This is a genomic window from Acinetobacter sp. 1124_18A, assembly GCF_052824995.1.
In genome coordinates, this window is sequence record NZ_VTDF01000011.1 from 67,826 (window position 1) to 89,458 (window position 21,633).

A 21,633-nucleotide genomic window follows, 5' to 3' on the forward strand; every position below is an offset into this window, starting at 1 on the left:
AGACTAACATGTTTTAGGTTGGGTGGCATTGTCAATTTGTATCTATACAAACCGCATCTATATGGCAGTCGCGATAGACTTCAGTGTTCCATGGGGAGTCTAATTTTAATAGCTGCTCAAGTTGTTCATGAGTAATCTGATAATTTGATTTTTTATCGCCATTCTTATCAGTTAAATCTATTTTAAATTGCTTATTACGCTCCTCTACAGGCGTAGCAATAAACTTAAGAAACAGTTGGGCTGGTTTCGCTAAACTCGACTGATTTTGTGTAGAGAGAAACCGAATTTGTTGAAGTGCATCCTTATCAAACCATGTGTTTGGTGCATATTCATCTGACACTGTCGTGTTATCTAGACCAAAGAAAATAAAATAGCGATATTCGTTAAAGAGTAGTTTTGCATCACTAATAAAATAGCTTTTTGGATACTTTTGAATAAATTTTTCCCAAAATAATGCACGTTCAGTGAGTTCTTTCCAAGAAATAGCCAAAGCACCATCGTTATAAAAAATATTTTGATTGTCTTTTGCCATACGAGTTAAGAACTCTTTTTGGTCTGCGGGTAAGGCTTTAGAAAAAACATCAACTAAATAGTTTGGCTGACGTCGATAGGTGAACATGCCTTCGCCTTGATAGAGAAGTTCAATATAGGCTTGGCCTTCATGTTGAAGTAAGTATTGATCACGTGGGCTCAGTTGGTCGAAGAGCTTTTTCTGAGTTTGGATGACCTTTTTAAGGTCTTGTTGTTTATGTTCTAAAACAGCATAGCCAAAAGCTTCAAACGCTCTGCCTGTTTTTTCAGTGTAGTCTTGCTTTAAAAAACGTTGATACATGGCTGTTGATGCATCAATCAACTTAAGCTGTTCATCATTTTTTAAAGACGGAACACACGTTTTAAGCTTTTCATTAATTTGATTTAAGTCTTCTATTTTGCTGTTTTGATTAATCGTGTGCATAGCTACCATAATTTGTAAGCAGCCACTGTCTTGTTTTTGAATGGCCTTTTGCTCAGTTGATTTTTGCTCTTTAGATACAGCCTGATCTTGCTCTGATGTTTTATTACATCCAGCTAAAAGTAGTGCGCTGCACATACTTATCATTAGAACTTTTTTCATCATTGTATTTTTATCAAAGTGAATATTGCTCAAATTATAACTCGGAAAAAGATTGCATCATTGTTAGAAATCTTTATTATTAGGTAGGTCGGTCTACTTAAATTAAAGCTATGAATGATAAAACAGCAAGACAGAAAATTCTCGATGCCGCTTCAACTTTGTTTTATAACGATGGCATTACTGCAACTGGAATTAACTCGGTTACCGCTAAAGCAGATGTTGCTAAAATGTCGCTTTATAATAATTTTTCTTCAAAAGGTGAGCTTGTCGATGCCTATATTGCTGCGCGCCATCAAGAGTGGCTTGATCTCTACCAAAAGCGTTTAGAAAAAATAAAAACAGCTAAAGAAGCCATTTTGGCTGTATTTGATGCCTATCAAGACCATGCGGAATTTGCCTATGAAAAAGGCTTTCGAGGTTGCGGGTTATTGAATGCTGCGGCTGAGTTTCCTGCGAATAGTGCAGGGCGAAGTTCGGTAAGACAACATAAGGAAGAAGTCGAAGCTATTGTTGCTGAGCATTTAAAAAAATTGATACCAGACTCACAGCGGATTAGCTATGTGGCCACGCAGCTTTCTTTTCTTTTAGAAGGTTCTATGGCACGAGCAGGCTTAGAAGGAAATAGTCGTCAACTTCTATTAGCAAAACAAATGGCAGAAGATATTTTAAATAGAGAATGCCCACATGATTAGCCTCATTAAAAATAGTAGTTATGGGGGCACAATTGCGATTTTAGTTGCTTCTGTTTTGTGGGGAACAACTGGTACTGCCGCAGCATTTGCTCCGACACTTGGCCCACTCGCTATTGGCGCCGTAGCGATGGGTGGCGGCGGTCTTTTACAAGCGTTGGTTGCATCAAGAGCGATAAGGGAAAACCGACAATTTATAAGGGAAAATCTTTCCATATTGCTTTTGGGTGTGGCGGCTGTTGGTATTTATCCTTTGGCTTTTTATTCTTCAATGCATTATGCAGGCATTACGATTGGTACCGTGGTTTCAATTGGTTCTGCTCCACTGATCGCAGCCATTTTAGAGCGATTCTTTGATCGCAAAGCTTTGTCAGCTATCTGGTTTCTAAGTTTTATTTGCGGTGTGCTTGGTGTAACGATGCTGTCGATGGGTGAAAGTCATGCGGTTCTAGACAGTACAAATCAATGGAATAAATACTTCGGTATTTTGCTTGGACTTGTTGCAGCTACAACTTATTCACTTTATTCATGGGCTGCAAAAAGATTAATAGATCGGGGTGTTGATGCTAAAGCTGCAATGGGCATGATTATGGGGGGTGGGGCAGTTATTTTGCTTCCTACTTTGTTGGTTACAGGTGGTGGGTTATTACAAAGCTCAACCAATTTACTTGTGGCTGGTTATATGATGCTGATTCCTATGTTTTTGGGTTATTTGCTTTTCGGTTTTGGACTAAAAACAGTAAATGCCAGCAAAGCGACGACCTTAACTTTATTTGAACCTTTAGTTGCTGCGATTTTTGCCATTGTGTTGGTGGGAGAGCATGTTTCATGGTTGGGTTGGATAGGCATGCTTTTGATTTTTATTTGTATTTTAATTTTGTCAAAAACTGAGAACGCTTAAAAAAACTAAAACTTTTAATGGCTTGAGTTTGATTCGAATTTTTCTTAGTCTTAAAGGCAAGTTTTATCGTTGATTTGAACAATGAAAATAAAATTAATGGTCGCTGTTGGCCTTTGGAGTTTTGCATCTTCGAGTTTTGCTCTAGATTTGGTTGAGACTTATGAGCGCGCAAAACAAAATGATCCGACATGGCAAGCCAATCAACAACAATTTGAAGCAGATCAACTTAATTTAGGCTTGGCAACGGGAGCGTTATTACCCACCGTTACACTGTCTGGAAACATTACTCGTAATCGACAAACTGTAAAGCGTTCAAACTTTCCAGGTGTTGACCAAGAAGGGCTTTCTGATGCTTTGGTAAGTAATACCTCAACGACTCGCCAAGCGACCTTAACAGCACGTCAGCCATTATTTCGAATGGATGCTTGGGAAGGTTATAAGCAAGTTAAAACTTCGGTTGCCTTAAGTGAAATTACCTTAAGACTGCAAAAACAAGATCATGTTTTAAATGTAGCAGAAGCCTATTTTAATGTACTACGTCAGCAGGCATTGAGTGTTGCATACCTACAAGAAGAAAAAGCTTTGCTTGAACAGCTTAATATGATGAATGCCAAACTCAAAGAGGGTTTGGTGGCCCGTAGTGATGTGAGTGAAGCAAATGCTCAATATCAAAATGCTAGAGCCAATCGTATTTCAACCAATGTTCAATTACTTTTAGCCCAAGAACAGCTTTCTGAATATATTGGTTCCTATCAAGATAAGCTTGCTGTATTACGCAGTGATTTTAGTTTTCAAAAGCCTTATCCAGCAGAGCTTAATGACTGGATTTCTTTGGCCCAGCAAAAAAATCTAAAGATCCAGCAAGCCCGTTTACAGCAACAATATAGTGAAGATCAGCGCCGTGTGGAAAAGGCCGCGCTTTATCCTCAAGTTGATGCCGTTGCAAGCTATGGTTATACCAAACAGACCCCAGAGACTCTTATTTCGACTGACGGAAAATTTGATCAGGTTGGGGTGGAAATGAACTGGAATTTATTTAATGGCGGCCGCACTCGAACATCAATTAAAAAAGCGACTGTAGAAGCCAGTAAAGCTCAGGCTCAACTTGATGCGGCCATCCGCCGTGCCAATGTCGACGTAAAAAGTGCATTTATGCAGGTCGATACAGACCAAGCAAAACTCGAAGCAAGAAAAGCTGCAATGGATTCGTCTTCTTTAGTTTCTCAAGCTTCGAAAGCGAGCTATAACGAAGGCTTAAAAAGTATGGTTGATGTTTTATTGGCCCAGCGTAATGCTTTTTCTGCAAAACAGGATTATCTTAATGCTCAATATGACTATTTATTGAATGTGCTTCGTTTAAAAGCTGCGGTAGGTCAGTTGAGTGAAAAAGATCTGGTCGAGCTAAATAACTGGTTAACCTATCAGTAATAAAATGCTTTTATCTGAAATTTAATTTTGTCATAAAAACTTAATGATTGCTGTGTTCTAATGCTCAATCATTTTATTCCTGCGCCATCATGTTGGAGGCTTCCCTTGAGTCCAAGTAATCCGGTGTTAACCCATCATATTTCTTCTCAATTTAATGAAGAATTGCAAGATGTAAACACAAAGTTTATGACCATGGGTGGCTTGGTCGAACAACAGGTCGCAAATGCAATTCATGCTTTGCTTGATACAGATGCAAATTTAGCGATTGATGTTCAATTTAAAGATAATGCAGTCAATCAATATGAACGTGATATTGATGAAGGCTTGACGCTAATTTTGGCGCGTCGTCATCCAGCAGCGATCGATTTGCGTATGGTTATTGCCATGAGTAAGGCTAATACTGACCTTGAACGTATTGGTGACGAAGCAGCAAAAATTGCCCGTATTGCACAAAATTTGTGTGAAGAGGGTGGATCACCGCGTGGCTACATGGAAACACGTCATATTGGTAACCAAGTCCGTGTCATGATTCATGATGCTCTTGATGCTTTTGCGCGTTTAGATGCAGATCAGGCTTTACGTGTACTTTTAGCCGATGCTGACATTGACCGTGAATATCAGTCAGCAACGCGTACATTAATGACCTATATGATTGAAGATCCACGTCATATTGCTCGTGTTATTAATGTCATGTGGGTTCTACGTTCTTTAGAGCGTATTGGTGACCATGCACGTAACATTGCTGAGCAAGTCATTTATATGGCAAAAGGCTTTGATGCTCGTCATACCAAAATTGAAGAAATTGAAGCCAAAGTCCACGAAAAGTAATCTTGAGCTGAAATATTTAAAAGCCTTGTTTCAAACAAGGCTTTTTTATTTTTGAAAATAATAGATAAAAAAATGTCCCGAACTTTGGGGGGAAGTTCAGGACAGAAAATCAAATGCATAAACACGACAGGGATCGTGTTCTTCTTGCTATGAATTGATATTAAGTTCTGAGCTTTTCTATGTCATGTAGAGTCCTGTTCGCTCTATGTAAGGCTTTTTATGCTTGTGTAAGTTTCACGTAAAAAAAGGCGGATCTATGTATATAGACCCGCCTTTTAAATGATGATTAGGTTAAAACAAACCGATTATTCTGGTTTCCAGCCTTCAGCTTTTTCTACGCTTTCATCATTGTTAAAGAACTTCTCACGTTGTTCTTCAAGAAACTTTTTTGAATCTGGTTCAAACACATTTAAACGCTTTTCATTAATCAGCGTAGTTTGGTGTTGTAACCATTCTTGCCATGCTTGCTTAGAAACATTTTCAAAAAAGTCTTGGCCTTTAGCACCCGGAAAAGGAGCGAAGTCTAGACCTTCCATTTCCTTTTGATATTTGCGGCAAAATACTTGTCGACTCATGGTTTATCCTTAAGCGTATAACTGTTCTAAACGTGTATGGGCACGAGCAATCGCAGCTTCAACCTGTTTTGGTGAAGTTCCGCCAATATGATCACGTGCATTTACAGAAGCTTCTAGTGTTAAGGCTTTATCAAACACATCTGCTGTAATTAGGTCAGAGAATTGTTGTAATTGCTCAAGTGTTAACTCAGATAAATCTTTTTCTTCAGCAACACCTAACGCAACAGCTTTACCTACAATTTCATGAGCATCACGGAAAGCAACGCCTTTTTTCACTAAATAGTCAGCAAGATCGGTTGCAGTCGAGAATCCGCGAAGGGCAGCTTCACGCATGATTTCAATATTTGGAACCAATGCAGGAATCATGTCTGCGAAAGCCATGAGTGAACCACGAACCGTATCGATCGCATCAAATAAAGGTTCTTTATCTTCTTGGTTGTCTTTGTTGTAAGCCAATGGTTGACCTTTCATGAGCGTAAGTAAGCTAATTAAGTCACCAAATACACGGCCTGATTTACCACGAATAAGTTCAGGAACATCCGGATTTTTCTTCTGTGGCATGATTGAAGAACCAGTACAGAAACGGTCAGGAATATTCACAAATTTGAACTGTGCAGAAGTCCAAAGAATCAGTTCTTCAGACATACGTGATAAATGCATCATGATCAGTGCAGCAGCTGCATTAAACTCAATGGCGAAGTCACGGTCAGATACCGCATCAAGTGAGTTTTCAGATACAGCTTCAAAACCTAACAGTTCCGCTGTGTAAGGGCGGTCAATTGGGTAGGTTGTACCAGCAAGGGCAGCTGAACCAAGCGGCATACGGTTAACGCGCTTACGACAATCCTGAAGACGTTCAGTGTCACGAATTAACATTTCAAACCAAGCCAGTAAGTGGTGACCGAAAGTCACAGGCTGAGCAGTTTGTAAGTGTGTGAAACCTGGCATAATTGTATTTGTATTTTTGGCAGCCAAGCCTAATAAGCCTTTTTGTAAGCGTTCTAATAATTTTAAAATGTCATCAATTTCGTCGCGTAGGTAAAGACGAATATCGGTTGCAACCTGATCGTTACGGCTACGACCTGTGTGTAGTTTTTTACCTGTAATGCCAATACGTTGAGTCAAACGTGATTCAATGTTCATGTGAACATCTTCAAGATCGATGCGCCACTCAAAGGTACCAGCCTCAATTTCTGAGCGAATGGTGTTTAAACCTTCAATAATGTCATCGCGTTCTGCTTCTGTGAGTACGCCAACTTTCGCAAGCATGGTAGCATGCGCAATCGAACCAGCGATGTCTTGTTTATAAAAACGCTGGTCAAACTGAACAGAGGCGGTAAATTCGGCTACAAAAGCATCCGTCGCTTCAGAAAAACGACCACCCCACATACCTGAGGTTTGGTCTGGGGTTACTGAATTAGGGGGATTTGAAGATGTGGTCATGGTGGCTCAGTAAAATAAAAAAGAGTATATCACTTGCCGAAGCTCAACAAACAAAGTTGTTTCCTACAGCATACCGAAATCAAAATTCTTCCTATTTTTTTACGAAAAACGGGCGTTGGCAACACTTATTCGAATTAATTATCGCAAGTAATGTTTTGGCACTAGTCTTGGCATTGGCTGAAGCACAGTCTTGGCAAGCGTTAAGCGGTGGGCGCCTTTTACAATATATCGTTTTTATTAACTGGGTCATCTTGTCATTTTTTGCCTTGGTTGAACGTTTTCAGGGTTTCTTTAGCAGTTTACGTCAAGAATTTGCCTTGGCTATTGGCTTTTTCATGCTGCAAGGTATTGTTGTTTTAACTACATTCATGAGTAATTTTTTTCAGTTTGGTCTTTTAAATAAACATGCTTCTTTAACACAGAGCTGGAGCATTTATTTTACCAATGTACCTTTATATCTCAGCTATGGAATATTGCTAGGGGCTTTCTGCTTACGTTATCTATATGTCAGAGAACAGTGGCTGCATCAACAGTCTGCGGAGTTAAATGCCCGCATTCAGGCTATGCAAGCGCGAATTCATCCTCATTTTTTATTTAATAGTTTAAATAACGTGGTGAGTTTAATTGCGATAGATCCAGATAAAGCAGAAAGCATGCTCATTAGTCTGTCACGTTTATTTCGTGCCAGCTTCCAAGAATTGAAATTGGTGAGTCTGCATGAAGAAATCGAGTTGAGTAAACAATATTTAATGATTGAGCAGGTGCGTTTGGGAGAGCGTTTAAAAGTAGATTGGAAAATCGAGCTTTCACCTGTGCAACTGAAACAGGTCACCATTCCTTTATTGACATTACAACCTTTGTTAGAGAATAGTATTTTTCATGGGGTAGAACCAATGATGGGTAAGGCAACCATAGGGGTATTGGTTGAAATATTGCAAAATCAGGTCAGTATAGTCATTACCAACCCATATACAGACGATACAATAAAATCAAGGAAAGGGCATGGAATCGCGCTTGAAAATGTAAAACAGCGCCTGAAAGCATATTATGGGAATTCCGTAAGATTTCAGGTTTATAAAGGTGAAACCTTATATACCACCATTATGAGCTATCAATATCAAACAAAATAATAAGTTAGTCAGAGTTAACCATAAAAACATGGATCAAGTTAACGGTGACAAGGAGGATGAATGAAGGTGCTGATTTGTGATGATGAACCACTTGCAGTGGAGCGATTATCACGTTTAGTTTCAAAGATGGGACATGAAGTTGTATCAACAGCTCAGCATGGACAAGAAGCCTTGGAACAGGCGCGGCTTCATCAACCGGATGTAATCTTACTTGATATTCAAATGCCAGGTATGAATGGTCTTGTCTGTGCAGAACAGTTAAGTCAGTTAAATCCACGACCTGCGATTGTATTTTGTACGGCCTATGACCAACATGCATTGGAAGCATTTAAATCTCAGGCTCAAGCTTATCTTCTAAAACCAATTGATCCTCAAGAACTTGAACAAGTTTTTAGTCAACTGACTCAGCTTACTCGAGCACAGCTTAATGCATTGCCACAACATGATTTTTTGCATGATCTCAAAACAAAGAGACACCAAATTGCCGCAAAAACCTATCGTGGGGTTGAGCTGATTCCAGTTGAAAATATTTATTATTTTTTAGCAGATCAGAAATATGTCACGGTGCGTCATCAAAATGGCAGTGTATTAATTGATGAAACTTTAAAAGAGCTTGAAACCGAATTTGCAGATCAATTCATTCGCATTCATCGGAATGCGTTGGTTGCTGTTGCCTATTTAGATGGATTGGAGTTGGTCAGTTCGGGACAATATCAGGTTCGATTACGTGGCTTAGATGAACGACTTTCGGTGAGTCGTCGACATTTATCTATGCTTAGAGAGCGGATTCATCAGCTCTAAACCTAAAAAGAGTTATCTTGTACGTGCGAGATTTTACTTGCAATTTTAAGGGATCAAGTTAAGTTTAGGGTGTATCGTTTGACCAGCCCATGCTTGAATTTATGAAAACCTTGAAAATTGCTACACGACAAAGCCCACTTGCTCTTTGGCAGGCAGAATATATTCGTGCCCGATTACAGGAGCTTCACCCAGATTTAACGGTGGAGTTGGTTAAATTTGTCACGCAGGGCGATAAAATCTTAGATACGCCTTTAGCAAAAATTGGTGGGAAAGGGCTGTTTGTTAAAGAGTTAGAAGCAGCACTTTTAGATGGGCGTGCAGATTTAGCTGTACATTCAATGAAAGATGTCCCTATGGCTTTGCCAGAAGGTCTAACCTTGGCAGTAATTTGTGAACGTGAAGATCCATTAGATGCTTTCGTTTCAAATCAATTTGAAAAATTTGCTGACCTACCACAAGGTGCAAAAGTAGGTACATCAAGTTTACGTCGTAAATCTCAAATTTTAAAACAACGTCCTGATTTGCAAATTATTGATTTGCGTGGAAATGTTGGCACACGTTTAGCGAAACTAGATGATGGTCAATATGACGCTATTATTTTAGCTAGCGCTGGTTTGAAGCGTTTAGGTCTTTCAGAACGTATTCGTCATTGTTTAACACCAGACATTAGTTTGCCTGCGGTGGGTCAAGGTGCGTTGGGCTTGGAATGCCGTGCAGCTGACCAACATGTATTAGCTTTAATTCAACCGTTATTACACGAAGAAACCGATGTTTGTGTACGTGCTGAGCGTGCCTTTAATGCCTATCTTGAAGGTGGTTGTCAGGTTCCAATTGCAGGTTATGCCACACTACAAAATGGACAAATCCATATTGAAGGTCGTGTCGGAAGTGCCGATGGGCAAACATTATTACGTGCTGAACTAACAGATGAAGCCAGCAATGCTCAGCAATTGGGTGAAAACCTTGCTCGAAACTTACTTGATCAAGGCGCTGGCGAGCTATTAAAGGCTCTCTACTAAACCATGTTGTTTATTAATACTCGACCTGATTCTCGTGCAGCTGAATTAACAGAAGCTTTGCAAAATAAGGGATTTCAGGTTGAGTCTTTACCTCTTTTAGAACTAGTTGCCAAACCCTTTTCAGAACACTTACTTCAGCTTTACCAGCAATTAGTTAAGGCGCAAGCTATTGTTGCCGTTAGCCCAACCGCTGTTGAAGTGGGCATGAATTATTTACTGCAAAGCGGTTTAAAACTAGCTGACTTGAAGCATGTTCAGTGGATTGCGGTCGGGCAGGCTACTGCTAATCGTCTTCATGAGTATGGCATAGAAGCACATATTCCGGATGTGGAAACTTCTGAGGGAATGTTAAACCTACCGATTCTTCATAATATGAAGCAGGCTGGTAACGTCGCTTTCTGGCGAGGAGAGGGTGGACGTCAATTTATGATGGAGACCTTGCAGCAGCAAGGGATTCAGATTTTAAATTTTGTTTTATATTATCGGCAGTGCCCAGAAGCTTCATATTCTACATTCAAACATCTGACACACAATTCAAATTATAATTTAAACAAATGGCTGGTCTTAATTACCAGTGAGGCCAGCTGGAAGTATTGGTTAGAGCTTTGTTCAAAAAATAATGTACAACCTGATTGTGTATATTTGGTTTTAGGACCACGTCTTTTTCACATTGTTAAAGAATATCGCGATCAGCAACAGGCTCATTTTCACATTATTCAACTTGAAAATTTATCGCCTTCGGGGATGATTCATCACATTCAGGCATTATAAGGATTCGTATGAGAAAACTTGTTTCTATCATCATTTTACTGGGCGTGGCTTGGTTGGCTAAGCTCAGTTACGATATGTGGCAAATTTCTCGTACTGTTCCCGAGCTTAAGCAAAGTCTACTTCAATCAGAACAGCACTATGCCAATCTAAATGATCAATTGGTTGCTTTACAGCGACAATTACAGAATCAACCTGTAAATACAGGCGATAAACTGAGTTCAGTGGCTCATCCAGATACTCCACCGACAGGTATTGCTCCTACAGTTTTAATTAAACAAAAGTTGGATTTAATTCAATTTGCAATTGATCAGCAACAATTAATTTACGCAGTTGATCAATTAAGTCAGTTACAGCAATCCCTTCTGCACTATGAAATTGCTCCTGCATTGCAACATAGCTTGAATCAATCGCTTGAGCAGGATAAACAAGCAGTTCAACAATTCAGTTTGGCCCAAAATCAACGCCATCAATTGATTGATGATTTATTACAGACGATTGATAAAAATATTCAGCAAGCTTTAGCTCAGCCTAAACTTGAGATGGATCAATCTGAGTCTGTGTCTTGGTGGAAAAAATGGTTCCGTATAGAAAAAGTAGAAACGCCGTCTATTAATTTAATGAATCGAAGTGTAGTGCTCAAAGAAGTGCAATTAAGATTATTAATTGCGGAGCAGGCGCTCAATCAAGGCAAAATGACAGAGTACCAAAACGAGTTGCAATCTGTGATGCAAAAACTAGATGAAATGCCTGATGCAACGAGTCAGCAGTTAAAAAACCGTATTGCTAAAGTGGCACATCTATCTGTCGTGCCTGTTCCTAAATTATCTACACTTGGTCTAATTGGCTCATAAGGAGGAGATATGAAACACCTCCTGTCGGTTTATTTTGTAATCAGCTTAATACTCTTTGCAGCTTTAGCCTTATTTAGTTATGGCTATGGAATGGGGTATGTCTATATCTACTGGCGACAATTACAGTTGCAAACAAATGTCTGGGGATTAACCCTAGCTTTTGTGGTGGTGAGTTTTATTGCTCAACTGGTGTGGCTTTGGGTTAAACGATATTCCTCTCGCGAGCAAAGAAAAAGTGAAAACATCTTCCAGTTTAAAAACCTTCATCCCTATGAACAATTAGGTATTGTCTGGTTATTAGAGGCTGCTGAAGACCAACGTGTATTTATTGAACGTGTTTTTACTCAGTCAGCACTTTTAAAAAATATTATTGATGCCAAGTTTCTAGTTTTAAGTGGGGACTATCCAAAAGCATTGGCTGCTTTAGATCAGTCACCACCCATGGCATTTGAATTGGCAGAGTTAGAGCGAATCGAAATCTTTTTAGCCCAAAACGAAGCTGATCGTGCATTAACTCATCTTGAGTTTTTATACCAACATCAGTTGTCGCCTTGGCTTGAAGAAATAGAAACTGCCTACCAGCAAAGATTAACCGCGTTATGGGGGCAATTAGCGCTGCAACATCCATGGGTATATTTGCGGTCAATGAAGTATGGGTTATTAGATGCTGAGCACCGTGATTTATGGTTGCAGCAACTTCTTCAACAGTTTGATCAAGCTTCTGTTGACGACCTGCATGCCTTGCAACAACGTTATCTGGATTTAGAGTCTGAGATTCAAACTCGACCGTATAGCAGTAAGTTGTTATGGCTCAAACTATTGGCGCGTATGCCTGATATGAGCAGGCAGCATGCGGCGTTAACACTACACCTATTAAAAGAGCAGTTCGACCCAGAAGTATTTTACCTGTGGTTCCAGCAACAATTGCTTAAGCAGGTTCCAGACTATGCCGATGTTGAAGAAAAAATTATTGAGTTTGAAAATCAATATATGAATTTGCCAGTTTTAACCTTTGCAAAATGGCATGTCTATATGGCAACTGGACGTCAAGCAGAGGCTGAAACATTATTATCATTATATCCAGATAATATTTTAATGAGCTATTTACGTATTAAGTCTACGCTTAATGAAGATGAAGTGTTAATCAAACAGTTAAACCTAATCTTTGAAAATGATGCGAATTTTTTAAAATTTAAAATATGAGGCAAAAATGAAAGAACTGTCTGTCTACCCGATAATATATGAACAGAAAGTAGCGTGGGGAGATATGGATGCTTTCGGTCATGTCAATAATGTACAATATTATCGATATATTGAAAGCTCACGTATTTTATATATGGACGCTATAAATATATTAACGCCACAATTATATACCGTTGTAGCCTCAAGTCAGTGTAAATATTTAAAGCCAGTTTTTTATCCAGATGTATTGAAAGTCGGTGTTCGCGTGGAAGAGCTCCGTAATAGTGCATTCCGTATGGCTTATATATTATGGAGCGAGACACAACAACAAATCGTGGCTACTGGTGAAGCTGTTATGGTCTGCGTAGATAAATTAACAGAACGAAAATGTGAAATACCTCAGGAAATAAAACAAAAAATTATTGAGCTAGAAAAATCTGTTGGGCATGACTTAATACATTTATCTTAAATAAATATTAATAAAATATATTTCATTTATAATTGATAATGTAATTAAAAGGTAATTTTTTTAGTTATTCTGATGAACATGGCTTTCAAACTATTGCTTATTGAATAGATTATAAATAATATTGGTCTTGATTTTATGTTTTTAAATTTTGTCTGTATTATTTTGAATTGTCTGTAAGACTGGAGTATTTATTAATGAAACCGGATATCAGTGAATTATCTGTTGAAGAGTTAAAACGCTTACAAGAAGAAGCGGAAGCTTTAATTGTAAGTAAAAAAGATCAAGCAATCGAAGATGCTTATAATCAAATTATCGAGATCGCTGAAAATGTAGGTTTTAGTGTTGAACAGCTTCTTGAGTTTGGTGCTCAAAAACGTAAGAAAACAACACGTAAATCTGTTGAGCCGCGCTACCGTAACAAAAACAATTCTGAAGAGACTTGGACTGGCCGTGGTAAACAACCACGTTGGTTAGTTGCTGAAATTGAAAAAGGCGCAAAACTTGAAGATTTCTTAATCTAATCGTATTGCCGTTTTAAAAAGCCAGGAAAATTTTCCTGGCTTTTTTGTGAGTAAAAATATCTAAAATTTTACGGTAAATATTATTTAAGAAATTGAGTGTTTAAATTCATCTTTAAATAGATTGTTGAGATCAAACGTACATTTAGTAAGTTGATTAGCCAGTTTTCATGATTTTGTCATACGTTCAACTTATAGTCTTAATACCAAAGCCAAGCCCGATTGCTTGGTTTTTTTATATGAAGTGAATTGGCGATGTTGAAAAAGTATGCATAATGTCAGACTAGGGAGCTACTCTCAAAATAAGGACGATAATTTGCATGTTGGTAAGGCTGAATGAAGAAAAAGTCTAAGCAATGGAAGTGGTGGTTATTTGCCCTCATTGCATTTTTAATTTTTATTATTTTACAGATCCCAGCGACTTGGCTTATTTCTAAATTTTCAAAGAATAATCAAACTCTACACAATGTAAGTGGAAATATCTGGCAAGGCCAAGCAGATTGGCGGCGCGGTACTTTGAGAGGCTCGATTCATTGGAAAACTAGACCTCTTGACCTGTTTTTATTAAGGTTCGCTGCTGATGTAGATATCCATAGTGGAAATACCCAATTATCTGGGGTAATGGCTTATGGTGTTGGTAAAAAAGTACTTGTAAGGGCAATGAATGGTCAAATTGCGCCTGAAACATTAAAGCAAATTGTGAACTGGCAATGGCCTGTGAACAGTATCCAGTTAAAAGATATTGATTTTAATTATAAAAAAGAGCAAGGTTTCGCTGCAGTTGATGGTCAATTGCATTGGGGTGGTGGTGCTTTAATTTATAATATTGGTGACCGTCAAGACCGGATGAATATGCCTTCTTTGAATGGGCAATTAACGGATCAAAATGGTCAATTACAGATTGATATACGTGATCAACGCAGTCAAAAAATGGCAAATCTTTTATTAGATGCCAATATGATGCTTGATGTGCAGCTCACACAAAGATTATTACTAAATATTCCGTCTTACGATGGGAAAGCTGGTTTAGATACATTTGTCATTAGTTCTCGCCAACCTTTGATGCAAGGGGGCAACTAATGAAAGTATGGATTGAAAAATTACAGCAACTACAATGGCAAAAATTAGATCGGTTAAGTGTTGTCGTATTTGCCTTTTTAGTTTTATGGCTGTGTTGGAAATTGGCTTCATTATTTTGGTGGGTTATTGCACCTCCTCAAATGATGCAGTTTGATCGGGTAGAGTTAGGATCACAACAGCCGCAGATTCCTAACATTAGTACTTTTTCGCTTTTTAATGAACCTTCAGCCAATGCAGCCCAGGAAAATGTCAACCTAGAATTACAGGGGGTGATAGTGGGCTATCCGAACCGTTTTTCTTCGGCTGTTATTAAGCTTGATAATACTGCTGACCGGTATCGGGTGGGTGAAACAATAGCTTCTACATCCTACCAGTTAGCAGAAGTTTATTGGGATCATGTGATATTGCGTCAAGGTAATGGAAGTACGCGTGAGCTTCGGTTTAAAGGTTTGCCAAACGGATTATATCAACCACCTAATCCACAGGCATCCCCAGAGAATTCAACAGCTCCTACTCAACAGGCACCTTCGACTAATACGACTCAAGAAGCGCTTGGACAGGCTATTCAGCAAATGCAAGGGAACCGAGAGCAGTACCTCAAAGATATGGGGGTAAGCGGGAACTCAGGCGGAGGTTTTGAAGTTACAGAACGTACACCCACTGCGCTTCGAAATAAGTTAGGTTTAAGGCCGGGTGACCGGATTGTTTCTTTAAACGGTCAAACGGTTGGGCAAGGACAAACGGATGTGCAGTTACTTGAACAGGCTCGTCGAGCTGGGCAAGTGAAATTAGAAATAAAACGTGGTGATCAAGTGATGACCATACAACAAAATTTTTAGTGATAACACGTCACCATAAGAGTTAGGAATTATCGCAAGTTATGGCTTTATTGAATCATCAACGTCCACTTTGGGCATTACTTGCAGCAGCCCCATTGATTGCGACAGTGAGCAGCAGCGTCTATGCCCAGACATGGAAGATCAATTTACGTGATGCTGACTTAACTGCATTTATTAATGAAGTTGCAGATATTACGGGGAAAAACTTTGCAGTAGATCCGCGAGTGCGTGGCAATGTCACAGTAATATCGAATAAACCCCTCAATAAAGATGAAGTTTATGATCTGTTTCTTGGGGTCTTAAATGTAAATGGGGTCGTGGCAATTCCTTCAGGGAACACCATCAAACTGGTGCCGGATAGTAATGTTAAAAATTCGGGAATTCCTTACGACTCTAGAAATAGGCTGCGTGGTGATCAAATCGTCACTCGAGTCATTTGGCTTGAAAATACCAATCCAAATGACTTAATTCCAGCACTTCGCCCTTTAATGCCGCAATTTGCACATATGGCTGCGATAGCAGGGACTAATGCGCTGATTGTTTCGGACCGAGCTGCGAATATTTACCAACTTGAAAATATTATTCGTAATCTAGATGGTACTGGCCAAAATGATATTGAGGCAATAAGCCTCCAATCGAGCCAAGCGGAAGAAATCATTACTCAACTTGAGGCAATGAGCGCAACTGGAGCTTCGAAAGATTTTAATGGTGCACGTATTCGTATTATTGCAGACAATCGAACGAATCGTATTTTGGTGAAGGGTGATCCTGAAACACGTAAGCGCATTCGCCACATGATTGAGATGCTGGATGTGCCTTCGGCAGACCGCTTAGGCGGCTTAAAAGTTTTTCGATTAAAATATGCAAGTGCAAAAAACTTATCTGAGATTTTACAAGGCCTTGTAACAGGGCAAGCTGTTTCTTCGTCAAATAGTAATAATAATTCCTCTAACTCATCGAATCCGATTAATAATTTGATGGGTAATAACCAGAATTCTAGCTCAAATACATCTGGTTCAAATGGTAGCTCAATTTCTACTCCATCTATTAACCTAAATGGTAATTCAAACAGTAGTAATCAGAACAGTATCTCTAGCTTTAGCCAAAATGGTGTGAGCATTATCGCGGATAATGCCCAAAACTCGTTAGTGGTTAAGGCTGATCCACAATTAATGCGTGAAATTGAATCTGCTATCCAGCAACTCGATGTTCGCCGCCAGCAAGTTTTAATTGAAGCTGCCATTATTGAAGTCTCAGGAGATGATGCGGATCAACTTGGGATTCAATGGGCGCTAGGTGATTTATCTAGTGGAATTGGCTTGCTTAGCTTCAGTAATGTGGGTGCAAGTTTATCTTCTATTGCTGCAGGTTATTTGTCTGGTGGTTCGGCTGGAGCAGCGTCTGCTATTGCAGGTGGTACTAATAAGGGTAATGGTGCAACTTTTGCTGTGGGTAATTTTGAGAATTCCCGTAAGGCTTATGGTGCATTAATTCAAGCCCTCAAAGCTAACACCAAATCAAATTTACTTTCGACACCATCCATTGTGACGATGGATAATGAAGAGGCTTATATTGTTGTCGGTCAGAACGTTCCATTTGTAACAGGTTCGGTCACTACAAATAGTACAGGTATCAATCCATACACAACTGTTGAACGTAAAGATGTGGGTGTGACATTAAAAGTTGTTCCTCATATCGGTGAAGGCGGTACGGTTCGTCTTGAAGTTGAGCAAGAAGTTTCGAATGTTCAGACCAGTAAAGGTCAGGCGGCTGATTTAATTACCAATAAACGGGCTATTAAAACTGCTGTATTGGCCGAACATGGACAGACAGTGGTTTTAGGTGGGTTGGTGTCTGATGATGTTGAGCTTAGTCGTCAAGGTATTCCTGGGTTAAGCAGCATTCCATATGTAGGTAGGTTATTCCGATCAGACAGCAGAAGTAATACGAAGCGTAATCTACTTGTCTTTATTCATCCAACAATTGTGGGTGATGCGAATGATGTGCGTCGTTTGTCTCAGCAGCGCTATAACCAGCTTTACAGCTTGCAATTGGCGATGGATAGAAATGGCAACTTTGCCAAACTGCCTGAACAGGTTGATGATGTCTATAATCAAAAAATGACACCACCAGATATTGGCCCTCAGCCAAAAAACTATCAGCAGGTTCCTTCAGGTGGCAAAAGCTCGACAGTAATAACACCTGTGGCGGTAGAGCCTGTGGTTCGAAAGCAAACCTTGCAGTTGCCCGAACCTGAAGTTAATCGTACTAAAAATACCGTAACAACAACGACACTGCGTCCAAGCACAGCGCCGTAGTAGCATGTTATGATTGATAAAAAATGAATAGGACATACGCATGACTTGGAAATTACAAGCAATTACTGGCGAAATTACTGGCCAAGAAATTAGTGTTGATCGTGATATGTTGGTGGGGCGCCATCAAGATGCTGATGTATTGTTACAAGCTGCTGAAATTTCACGTCGCCATGCTGCTTTGCTTTTAAAAGATCAATTGTTATGGGTGCAAGACCTTAATTCATCGAACGGCACATTCATAAACGATATTCGTATTGAGCAAGAAAAACAGTTGCATGATGGTGATATTGTCCAATTTGCTAGCTTTAAATTTTCTGTATTAGCGCCTGCGAAAGAAATATTAGATTTGCCAGAAATTGAAGTAGAGCCTGTAAATACGGCATCAACCCAAGATTTAAGTGATCAAGGCATGCCAAGCCTTACAGAACGTGCTGCTGAAATAGAAGTTAGTCGCGATGGTATGCCGCAGAATATTTCTATTCCAAAACCTGCACCGATTCCAGAAGGCGTAGATGTTAATGCACAACCACAACAGGCACCTGTTGCCTTTGAGGAGCCTGTTTCTCGTGTTGCTGAAGAAAAAGAGCAACAGAAGAATGCCTCAGTTGGTTTAATCACCATTATTATTTTAGTAATTTTAGCTTTATTGGCATGGTTATTCTTTAAATAATCTGTTACTGCTTTTACAATCAAGGCATGCTAAACGCATGCCTTTTTAATTTTGAGAAGAACAAGATGTCTGTTGCACAACTAAATAAGCGCGATTTAATTTTATTTGATCTAGATGGAACATTAGTTGATTCTGCTGCTGATTTGTATCGGTCTATGAATTTAAGTTTAGAAGCGCTCAATTGGCCATTAGTAACAGAAGCCCAGATACGAGCATGGGTCGGCAAAGGAGTGCCTAAACTCTGTGAAAGCGTTCTACTTCATATTTTTGGAAAATTAGACACTGAACAGCATAAAGTCCTCTTACAGAAATTTGTTGACATATATGGTGCAGAACTTTGTGTGAATACTCAAATTTATCCGGGAGTCACTGAGTTTTTAAAGCATTGTAAAGCTTTGAATATACATATGGCATGTGTTACCAATAAGCCTGTGCAACTTGCTCAAGGGTTGCTTGATGCATTAGAACTTTCTTCTTATTTCCAAGTTGTACTTGGGGGCGATAGTTTGCCAGAGAGAAAGCCACATCCATTGCCTTTATTGCATTGCATGCAAAGCTTAAAAATATCTGCTTCGCAATCATTAATGATTGGCGATTCAAGTAACGATATTGAGGCTGCGCGTCGTGCGGGAATTGATTGTATTGTGGTTAGCTATGGCTATAATCATGGAGAAAATATCTATGATTGCCAACCTCAGCAAGTGGTTGATAGTTTGGCTGAGTTAATTATCTAATGAGTGAAATGGAGATCAGCATGAATAAGCGTATGGTTTTTCGATGGCGTGTCTAAATCGAAACTAGAAAAACACCGTTTTAAATCGAAACCATATTAGAGAAAAATTCATGACTACATTAGCGCAATTCGAACAACTTAAGGCATCAGGTTACAACACTATTCCAGTTTATCGTCAGCGTTTGGCAGATACGGAAACACCTTTATCGGTTTTTGCTCGCTTTAAGGAACAAAAACAAGCTTATTTATTTGAGTCGGTTGAAGGTGGTGAAAACTGGGCGCGCTACTCCATGATTGGTTTAGGTGAGTCGACAGTTTTTTCATGTAATGCTGGCGTTTTATCTATACAGCATGCTGATGGTTCAATCACACAAGAAGATTGTCTAGATCCATTTGAATATATTCGTGAGTTTCAGAAGCAATTTACAGTTCCACCCGCTGAGCTTCTGCCTGACTTACCAAGTTTTACTGGCGGATTGGTTGGCTATTTGGGCTATGATGCAGTTCGTTATATTGAGCCGCGCTTAAAGAATGTGCCTGCGGCTGATCCAATTGCTTTACCAGATTTGTGGTTGATGCTCTCAAAGACAGTCATTGTTTTTGATAACTTGAAAGATACTTTATTTTTAATTGTTCATGCCGATACAGCACAGCCAAATGCTTATGAAGATGCGCAGCAAAAATTAGATCAATTAGAGCAATTGTTGGCTACACCAGTTAGCTTGCAAGCTAAGCCACATACACCACCTCATTTTGAATCGATTACGGGTAAAGCGAAATTTCTTGAGACCATAGAAAAGGTTAAAGAATACATCCGTGCTGGTGATGTTATGCAAGTTGTTCCTGGGCAACGCATGGTTTCTGACTTTGATGGAGAGGCTTTACAGGTTTACCGTGCTTTACGTCATTTAAATCCTTCGCCTTATTTGTTCTTAGTACAAGGTCAAACAATTACAGATCAAAAACCATTTCATATTGTAGGATCTTCACCTGAAATTCTCTCTCGTTTGGAAAATGGTATTGCGACAGTTCGCCCGCTTGCTGGTACGAGACCACGTGGAAAAACTAAAGAAGAAGATATTGCTTTAGAAAAAGACTTACTTTCTGATGAAAAAGAAATCGCAGAGCATTTAATGTTGATTGATCTTGGTCGAAATGATGTTGGGCGAGTTTCTAAAATTGGTAAGGTTAAAGTGACTGATCAAATGGTCATTGAACGCTATTCGCATGTCATGCACATCGTTTCAAATGTACAAGGTGAAGTGCGTGATGATATCGATGCACTAGATGTATTTAAGGCAACTTTTCCAGCAGGTACTTTATCTGGTGCACCGAAAATTCGTGCCATGGAAATTATTGATGAAGTAGAGCCTGTTAAGCGAGGCGTTTTTGGCGGGGCAGTAGGATATTTAGGATGGCATGGTGAAATGGATATGTCGATTGCAATCCGTACGTGTGTAATCCGTGATAAAAAAGTCTATGTGCAGGCTGGAGCAGGCTTGGTTGCTGACTCAAATCCTGAATCAGAATGGAATGAAACACAAATAAAAGCTCGTGCAGTGATTAAAGCGGTTGAATTATCGTCAAATGGATTGATTTTATAAGTTTTTAGCAGTTTTTTTAAAAAAACTGCTTGCATCGTTTGGAAGTTTTGCTAAACTGCACACCGTTCCGATACGAAACGTACGAAACACTAAGAAGCGCCGGCATAGCTCAGTTGGTAGAGCAACTGACTTGTAATCAGTAGGTCCACAGTTCGAATCCGTGTGCCGGCACCATCTAAAGTGTAAAGTTGTTAAGTAAAGGATAACACTGAAATAAGTGTGATGTGGTGAGATTCCCGAGCGGTCAAAGGGGGCGGACTGTAACTCCGCTACGAAAGTTTCGAAGGTTCGAATCCTTCTCTCACCACCATTAACTTCGATTGAAGTGCTAAGTATACCAGCATCGTGCGGGAGTAGCTCAGTTGGTAGAGCGGCAGCCTTCCAAGCTGCATGTCGCGAGTTCGACCCTCGTCTCCCGCTCCATCGAAGGATAATCGCTCTTATAGCTCAGTGGTAGAGCACTCCCTTGGTAAGGGAGAGGTCTCGAGTTCAAATCTCGATAAGAGCTCCAGATACAGTTTAGTAGATTTTCTACAAAGATTTAAAAAGCAGGCTTATTAGTCTGCTTTTCAAGTATTGGGTGTTTGATTTTTTAGGCGATATGTCGATGCTGAGTTTTACTCAGAATTGTGTTCGACGTAAACGAGGACTATAAAACATGGCTAAGGCT

General features: G+C 39.5%; 21 protein-coding genes and 4 tRNA genes. 22 read left to right on the forward strand and 3 right to left on the reverse strand.

The window, feature by feature from the left end; translation table 11 throughout:
- Window positions 1-31: 31 nt before the first annotated feature.
- A complete protein-coding gene (locus FY048_RS17235) occupies window positions 32-1,117 on the reverse strand; it encodes a hypothetical protein (RefSeq protein ID WP_446091947.1) in 1,086 nt (361 codons plus the stop codon).
- A gap of 107 nt (window positions 1,118-1,224) precedes the next feature.
- On the opposite strand from FY048_RS17235, the gene FY048_RS17240 reads away from it, so the two are divergent.
- The 4 genes from FY048_RS17240 (at window position 1,225) to phoU (ending at window position 4,960) form a co-directional block, all read left to right on the forward strand.
- The gene (locus FY048_RS17240; protein WP_016139500.1) at window positions 1,225-1,806 is read left to right on the forward strand and encodes a TetR/AcrR family transcriptional regulator; all 582 of its coding nucleotides are present in this window, start codon (window positions 1,225-1,227) and stop codon (window positions 1,804-1,806) included.
- Entirely contained in the window at window positions 1,799-2,704 is a 906-nt protein-coding gene (locus tag FY048_RS17245) for a DMT family transporter (protein ID WP_016139499.1), read from the forward strand. Before FY048_RS17240 ends, FY048_RS17245 begins: the two co-directional genes overlap by 8 nt.
- Before the next feature lie 81 nt (window positions 2,705-2,785).
- Window positions 2,786-4,132 (forward strand): multidrug efflux outer membrane protein AbuO, encoded by a 1,347-nt coding sequence (gene abuO, locus FY048_RS17250; RefSeq protein WP_446091948.1) that lies wholly within the window; start codon window positions 2,786-2,788, stop codon window positions 4,130-4,132.
- Between the two features lie 105 nt (window positions 4,133-4,237).
- Window positions 4,238-4,960 carry a phosphate signaling complex protein PhoU gene (gene phoU, locus FY048_RS17255; RefSeq protein ID WP_035366304.1) on the forward strand — a complete coding sequence of 241 codons (723 nt, stop codon included), beginning with the start codon at window positions 4,238-4,240 and terminating at the stop codon, window positions 4,958-4,960.
- A gap of 305 nt (window positions 4,961-5,265) precedes the next feature.
- Here phoU and FY048_RS17260 read toward each other — a convergent pair whose 3' ends face one another.
- Complete coding sequence (locus FY048_RS17260; RefSeq protein ID WP_016139496.1) at window positions 5,266-5,535, reverse strand: oxidative damage protection protein; 270 nt, start codon at window positions 5,533-5,535, stop codon at window positions 5,266-5,268.
- Window positions 5,536-5,544: 9 nt separating this feature from the next.
- Window positions 5,545-6,978 carry an argininosuccinate lyase gene (gene argH, locus FY048_RS17265; protein ID WP_035366301.1) on the reverse strand — a complete coding sequence of 478 codons (1,434 nt, stop codon included), beginning with the start codon at window positions 6,976-6,978 and terminating at the stop codon, window positions 5,545-5,547.
- On the opposite strand from argH, the gene FY048_RS17270 reads away from it, so the two are divergent.
- The 18 genes from FY048_RS17270 to FY048_RS17355 all read left to right on the forward strand — a co-directional run bounded on the left by FY048_RS17270 (window position 6,969) and on the right by FY048_RS17355 (window position 21,474).
- A complete protein-coding gene (locus tag FY048_RS17270) occupies window positions 6,969-8,108 on the forward strand; it encodes a sensor histidine kinase (RefSeq protein ID WP_446091949.1) in 1,140 nt (379 codons plus the stop codon). The genes argH and FY048_RS17270 overlap by 10 nt on opposite strands.
- Window positions 8,109-8,168: 60 nt before the next feature.
- Window positions 8,169-8,909 (forward strand): LytR/AlgR family response regulator transcription factor, encoded by a 741-nt coding sequence (locus FY048_RS17275; protein ID WP_446091950.1) that lies wholly within the window; start codon window positions 8,169-8,171, stop codon window positions 8,907-8,909.
- Window positions 8,910-9,010: 101 nt separating this feature from the next.
- Window positions 9,011-9,928 carry a hydroxymethylbilane synthase gene (hemC, locus tag FY048_RS17280; protein WP_446091951.1) on the forward strand — a complete coding sequence of 306 codons (918 nt, stop codon included), beginning with the start codon at window positions 9,011-9,013 and terminating at the stop codon, window positions 9,926-9,928.
- A gap of 3 nt (window positions 9,929-9,931) precedes the next feature.
- On the forward strand, window positions 9,932-10,699 hold the full coding sequence (locus FY048_RS17285) for a uroporphyrinogen-III synthase (RefSeq protein WP_446091952.1): 768 nt from the start codon (window positions 9,932-9,934) through the stop codon (window positions 10,697-10,699).
- Between the two features lie 8 nt (window positions 10,700-10,707).
- Window positions 10,708-11,550 carry a hypothetical protein gene (locus FY048_RS17290; RefSeq protein WP_446091953.1) on the forward strand — a complete coding sequence of 281 codons (843 nt, stop codon included), beginning with the start codon at window positions 10,708-10,710 and terminating at the stop codon, window positions 11,548-11,550.
- Between the two features lie 9 nt (window positions 11,551-11,559).
- The gene (locus FY048_RS17295; RefSeq protein ID WP_446091954.1) at window positions 11,560-12,753 is read left to right on the forward strand and encodes a heme biosynthesis protein HemY; all 1,194 of its coding nucleotides are present in this window, start codon (window positions 11,560-11,562) and stop codon (window positions 12,751-12,753) included.
- 7 nt (window positions 12,754-12,760) lie between these two features.
- On the forward strand, window positions 12,761-13,201 hold the full coding sequence (locus FY048_RS17300; RefSeq protein WP_446091955.1) for an acyl-CoA thioesterase: 441 nt from the start codon (window positions 12,761-12,763) through the stop codon (window positions 13,199-13,201).
- A 194-nt stretch (window positions 13,202-13,395) separates the two neighbouring features.
- On the forward strand, window positions 13,396-13,722 hold the full coding sequence (locus tag FY048_RS17305) for an H-NS histone family protein (RefSeq protein ID WP_003654486.1): 327 nt from the start codon (window positions 13,396-13,398) through the stop codon (window positions 13,720-13,722).
- Window positions 13,723-14,055: 333 nt separating this feature from the next.
- A complete protein-coding gene (gene gspN / locus FY048_RS17310) occupies window positions 14,056-14,799 on the forward strand; it encodes a type II secretion system protein N (RefSeq protein ID WP_446091956.1) in 744 nt (247 codons plus the stop codon).
- Complete coding sequence (locus FY048_RS17315) at window positions 14,799-15,638, forward strand: type II secretion system protein N (protein WP_446091957.1); 840 nt, start codon at window positions 14,799-14,801, stop codon at window positions 15,636-15,638. Before gspN ends, FY048_RS17315 begins: the two co-directional genes overlap by 1 nt.
- Window positions 15,639-15,679: 41 nt before the next feature.
- Window positions 15,680-17,956: a type II secretion system secretin GspD gene (gspD, locus tag FY048_RS17320; protein WP_446091958.1), complete on the forward strand. Its 2,277-nt coding sequence runs from the start codon at window positions 15,680-15,682 to the stop codon at window positions 17,954-17,956.
- 40 nt (window positions 17,957-17,996) lie between these two features.
- Window positions 17,997-18,626, forward strand: coding sequence for an FHA domain-containing protein (locus FY048_RS17325; protein ID WP_446091959.1), 630 nt, complete (start codon window positions 17,997-17,999; stop codon window positions 18,624-18,626).
- Window positions 18,627-18,691: 65 nt separating this feature from the next.
- Window positions 18,692-19,360 carry a phosphoglycolate phosphatase gene (locus FY048_RS17330; RefSeq protein WP_446091960.1) on the forward strand — a complete coding sequence of 223 codons (669 nt, stop codon included), beginning with the start codon at window positions 18,692-18,694 and terminating at the stop codon, window positions 19,358-19,360.
- Between the two features lie 109 nt (window positions 19,361-19,469).
- A complete protein-coding gene (gene trpE / locus FY048_RS17335) occupies window positions 19,470-20,963 on the forward strand; it encodes an anthranilate synthase component I (protein WP_336170082.1) in 1,494 nt (497 codons plus the stop codon).
- A 98-nt stretch (window positions 20,964-21,061) separates the two neighbouring features.
- A tRNA-Thr gene (locus FY048_RS17340) sits at window positions 21,062-21,137 on the forward strand.
- 52 nt (window positions 21,138-21,189) lie between these two features.
- Window positions 21,190-21,273: transfer RNA gene (locus FY048_RS17345), tRNA-Tyr, on the forward strand.
- 37 nt (window positions 21,274-21,310) lie between these two features.
- Window positions 21,311-21,386: transfer RNA gene (locus tag FY048_RS17350), tRNA-Gly, on the forward strand.
- Window positions 21,387-21,399: 13 nt separating this feature from the next.
- Window positions 21,400-21,474, forward strand: a tRNA-Thr gene (locus FY048_RS17355).
- The last annotated feature ends 159 nt before the right edge of the window (window positions 21,475-21,633 follow it).

What these genes read in the sequence shown, in the direction of transcription:
- FY048_RS17290 (WP_446091953.1), top strand. Translation starts at nt 10,708, where the DNA reads ATGAGAAAACTTGTTTCTATCATCATTTTACTGGGCGTGGCTTGGTTG.
- FY048_RS17260 (WP_016139496.1), bottom strand. Translation starts at nt 5,535, where the DNA reads ATGAGTCGACAAGTATTTTGCCGCAAATATCAAAAGGAAATGGAAGGT.
- abuO (WP_446091948.1), top strand. Translation starts at nt 2,786, where the DNA reads ATGAAAATAAAATTAATGGTCGCTGTTGGCCTTTGGAGTTTTGCATCT.
- hemC (WP_446091951.1), top strand. Translation starts at nt 9,011, where the DNA reads ATGAAAACCTTGAAAATTGCTACACGACAAAGCCCACTTGCTCTTTGG.
- FY048_RS17300 (WP_446091955.1), top strand. Translation starts at nt 12,761, where the DNA reads ATGAAAGAACTGTCTGTCTACCCGATAATATATGAACAGAAAGTAGCG.
- FY048_RS17245 (WP_016139499.1), top strand. Translation starts at nt 1,799, where the DNA reads ATGATTAGCCTCATTAAAAATAGTAGTTATGGGGGCACAATTGCGATT.
- gspD (WP_446091958.1), top strand. Translation starts at nt 15,680, where the DNA reads ATGGCTTTATTGAATCATCAACGTCCACTTTGGGCATTACTTGCAGCA.
- FY048_RS17240 (WP_016139500.1), top strand. Translation starts at nt 1,225, where the DNA reads ATGAATGATAAAACAGCAAGACAGAAAATTCTCGATGCCGCTTCAACT.
- FY048_RS17285 (WP_446091952.1), top strand. Translation starts at nt 9,932, where the DNA reads ATGTTGTTTATTAATACTCGACCTGATTCTCGTGCAGCTGAATTAACA.
- FY048_RS17305 (WP_003654486.1), top strand. Translation starts at nt 13,396, where the DNA reads ATGAAACCGGATATCAGTGAATTATCTGTTGAAGAGTTAAAACGCTTA.
- FY048_RS17325 (WP_446091959.1), top strand. Translation starts at nt 17,997, where the DNA reads ATGACTTGGAAATTACAAGCAATTACTGGCGAAATTACTGGCCAAGAA.
- FY048_RS17315 (WP_446091957.1), top strand. Translation starts at nt 14,799, where the DNA reads ATGAAAGTATGGATTGAAAAATTACAGCAACTACAATGGCAAAAATTA.
- FY048_RS17235 (WP_446091947.1), bottom strand. Translation starts at nt 1,117, where the DNA reads ATGATGAAAAAAGTTCTAATGATAAGTATGTGCAGCGCACTACTTTTA.
- gspN (WP_446091956.1), top strand. Translation starts at nt 14,056, where the DNA reads ATGAAGAAAAAGTCTAAGCAATGGAAGTGGTGGTTATTTGCCCTCATT.
- FY048_RS17295 (WP_446091954.1), top strand. Translation starts at nt 11,560, where the DNA reads ATGAAACACCTCCTGTCGGTTTATTTTGTAATCAGCTTAATACTCTTT.
- FY048_RS17275 (WP_446091950.1), top strand. Translation starts at nt 8,169, where the DNA reads ATGAAGGTGCTGATTTGTGATGATGAACCACTTGCAGTGGAGCGATTA.
- trpE (WP_336170082.1), top strand. Translation starts at nt 19,470, where the DNA reads ATGACTACATTAGCGCAATTCGAACAACTTAAGGCATCAGGTTACAAC.
- FY048_RS17270 (WP_446091949.1), top strand. Translation starts at nt 6,969, where the DNA reads ATGTGGTCATGGTGGCTCAGTAAAATAAAAAAGAGTATATCACTTGCC.
- argH (WP_035366301.1), bottom strand. Translation starts at nt 6,978, where the DNA reads ATGACCACATCTTCAAATCCCCCTAATTCAGTAACCCCAGACCAAACC.
- FY048_RS17330 (WP_446091960.1), top strand. Translation starts at nt 18,692, where the DNA reads ATGTCTGTTGCACAACTAAATAAGCGCGATTTAATTTTATTTGATCTA.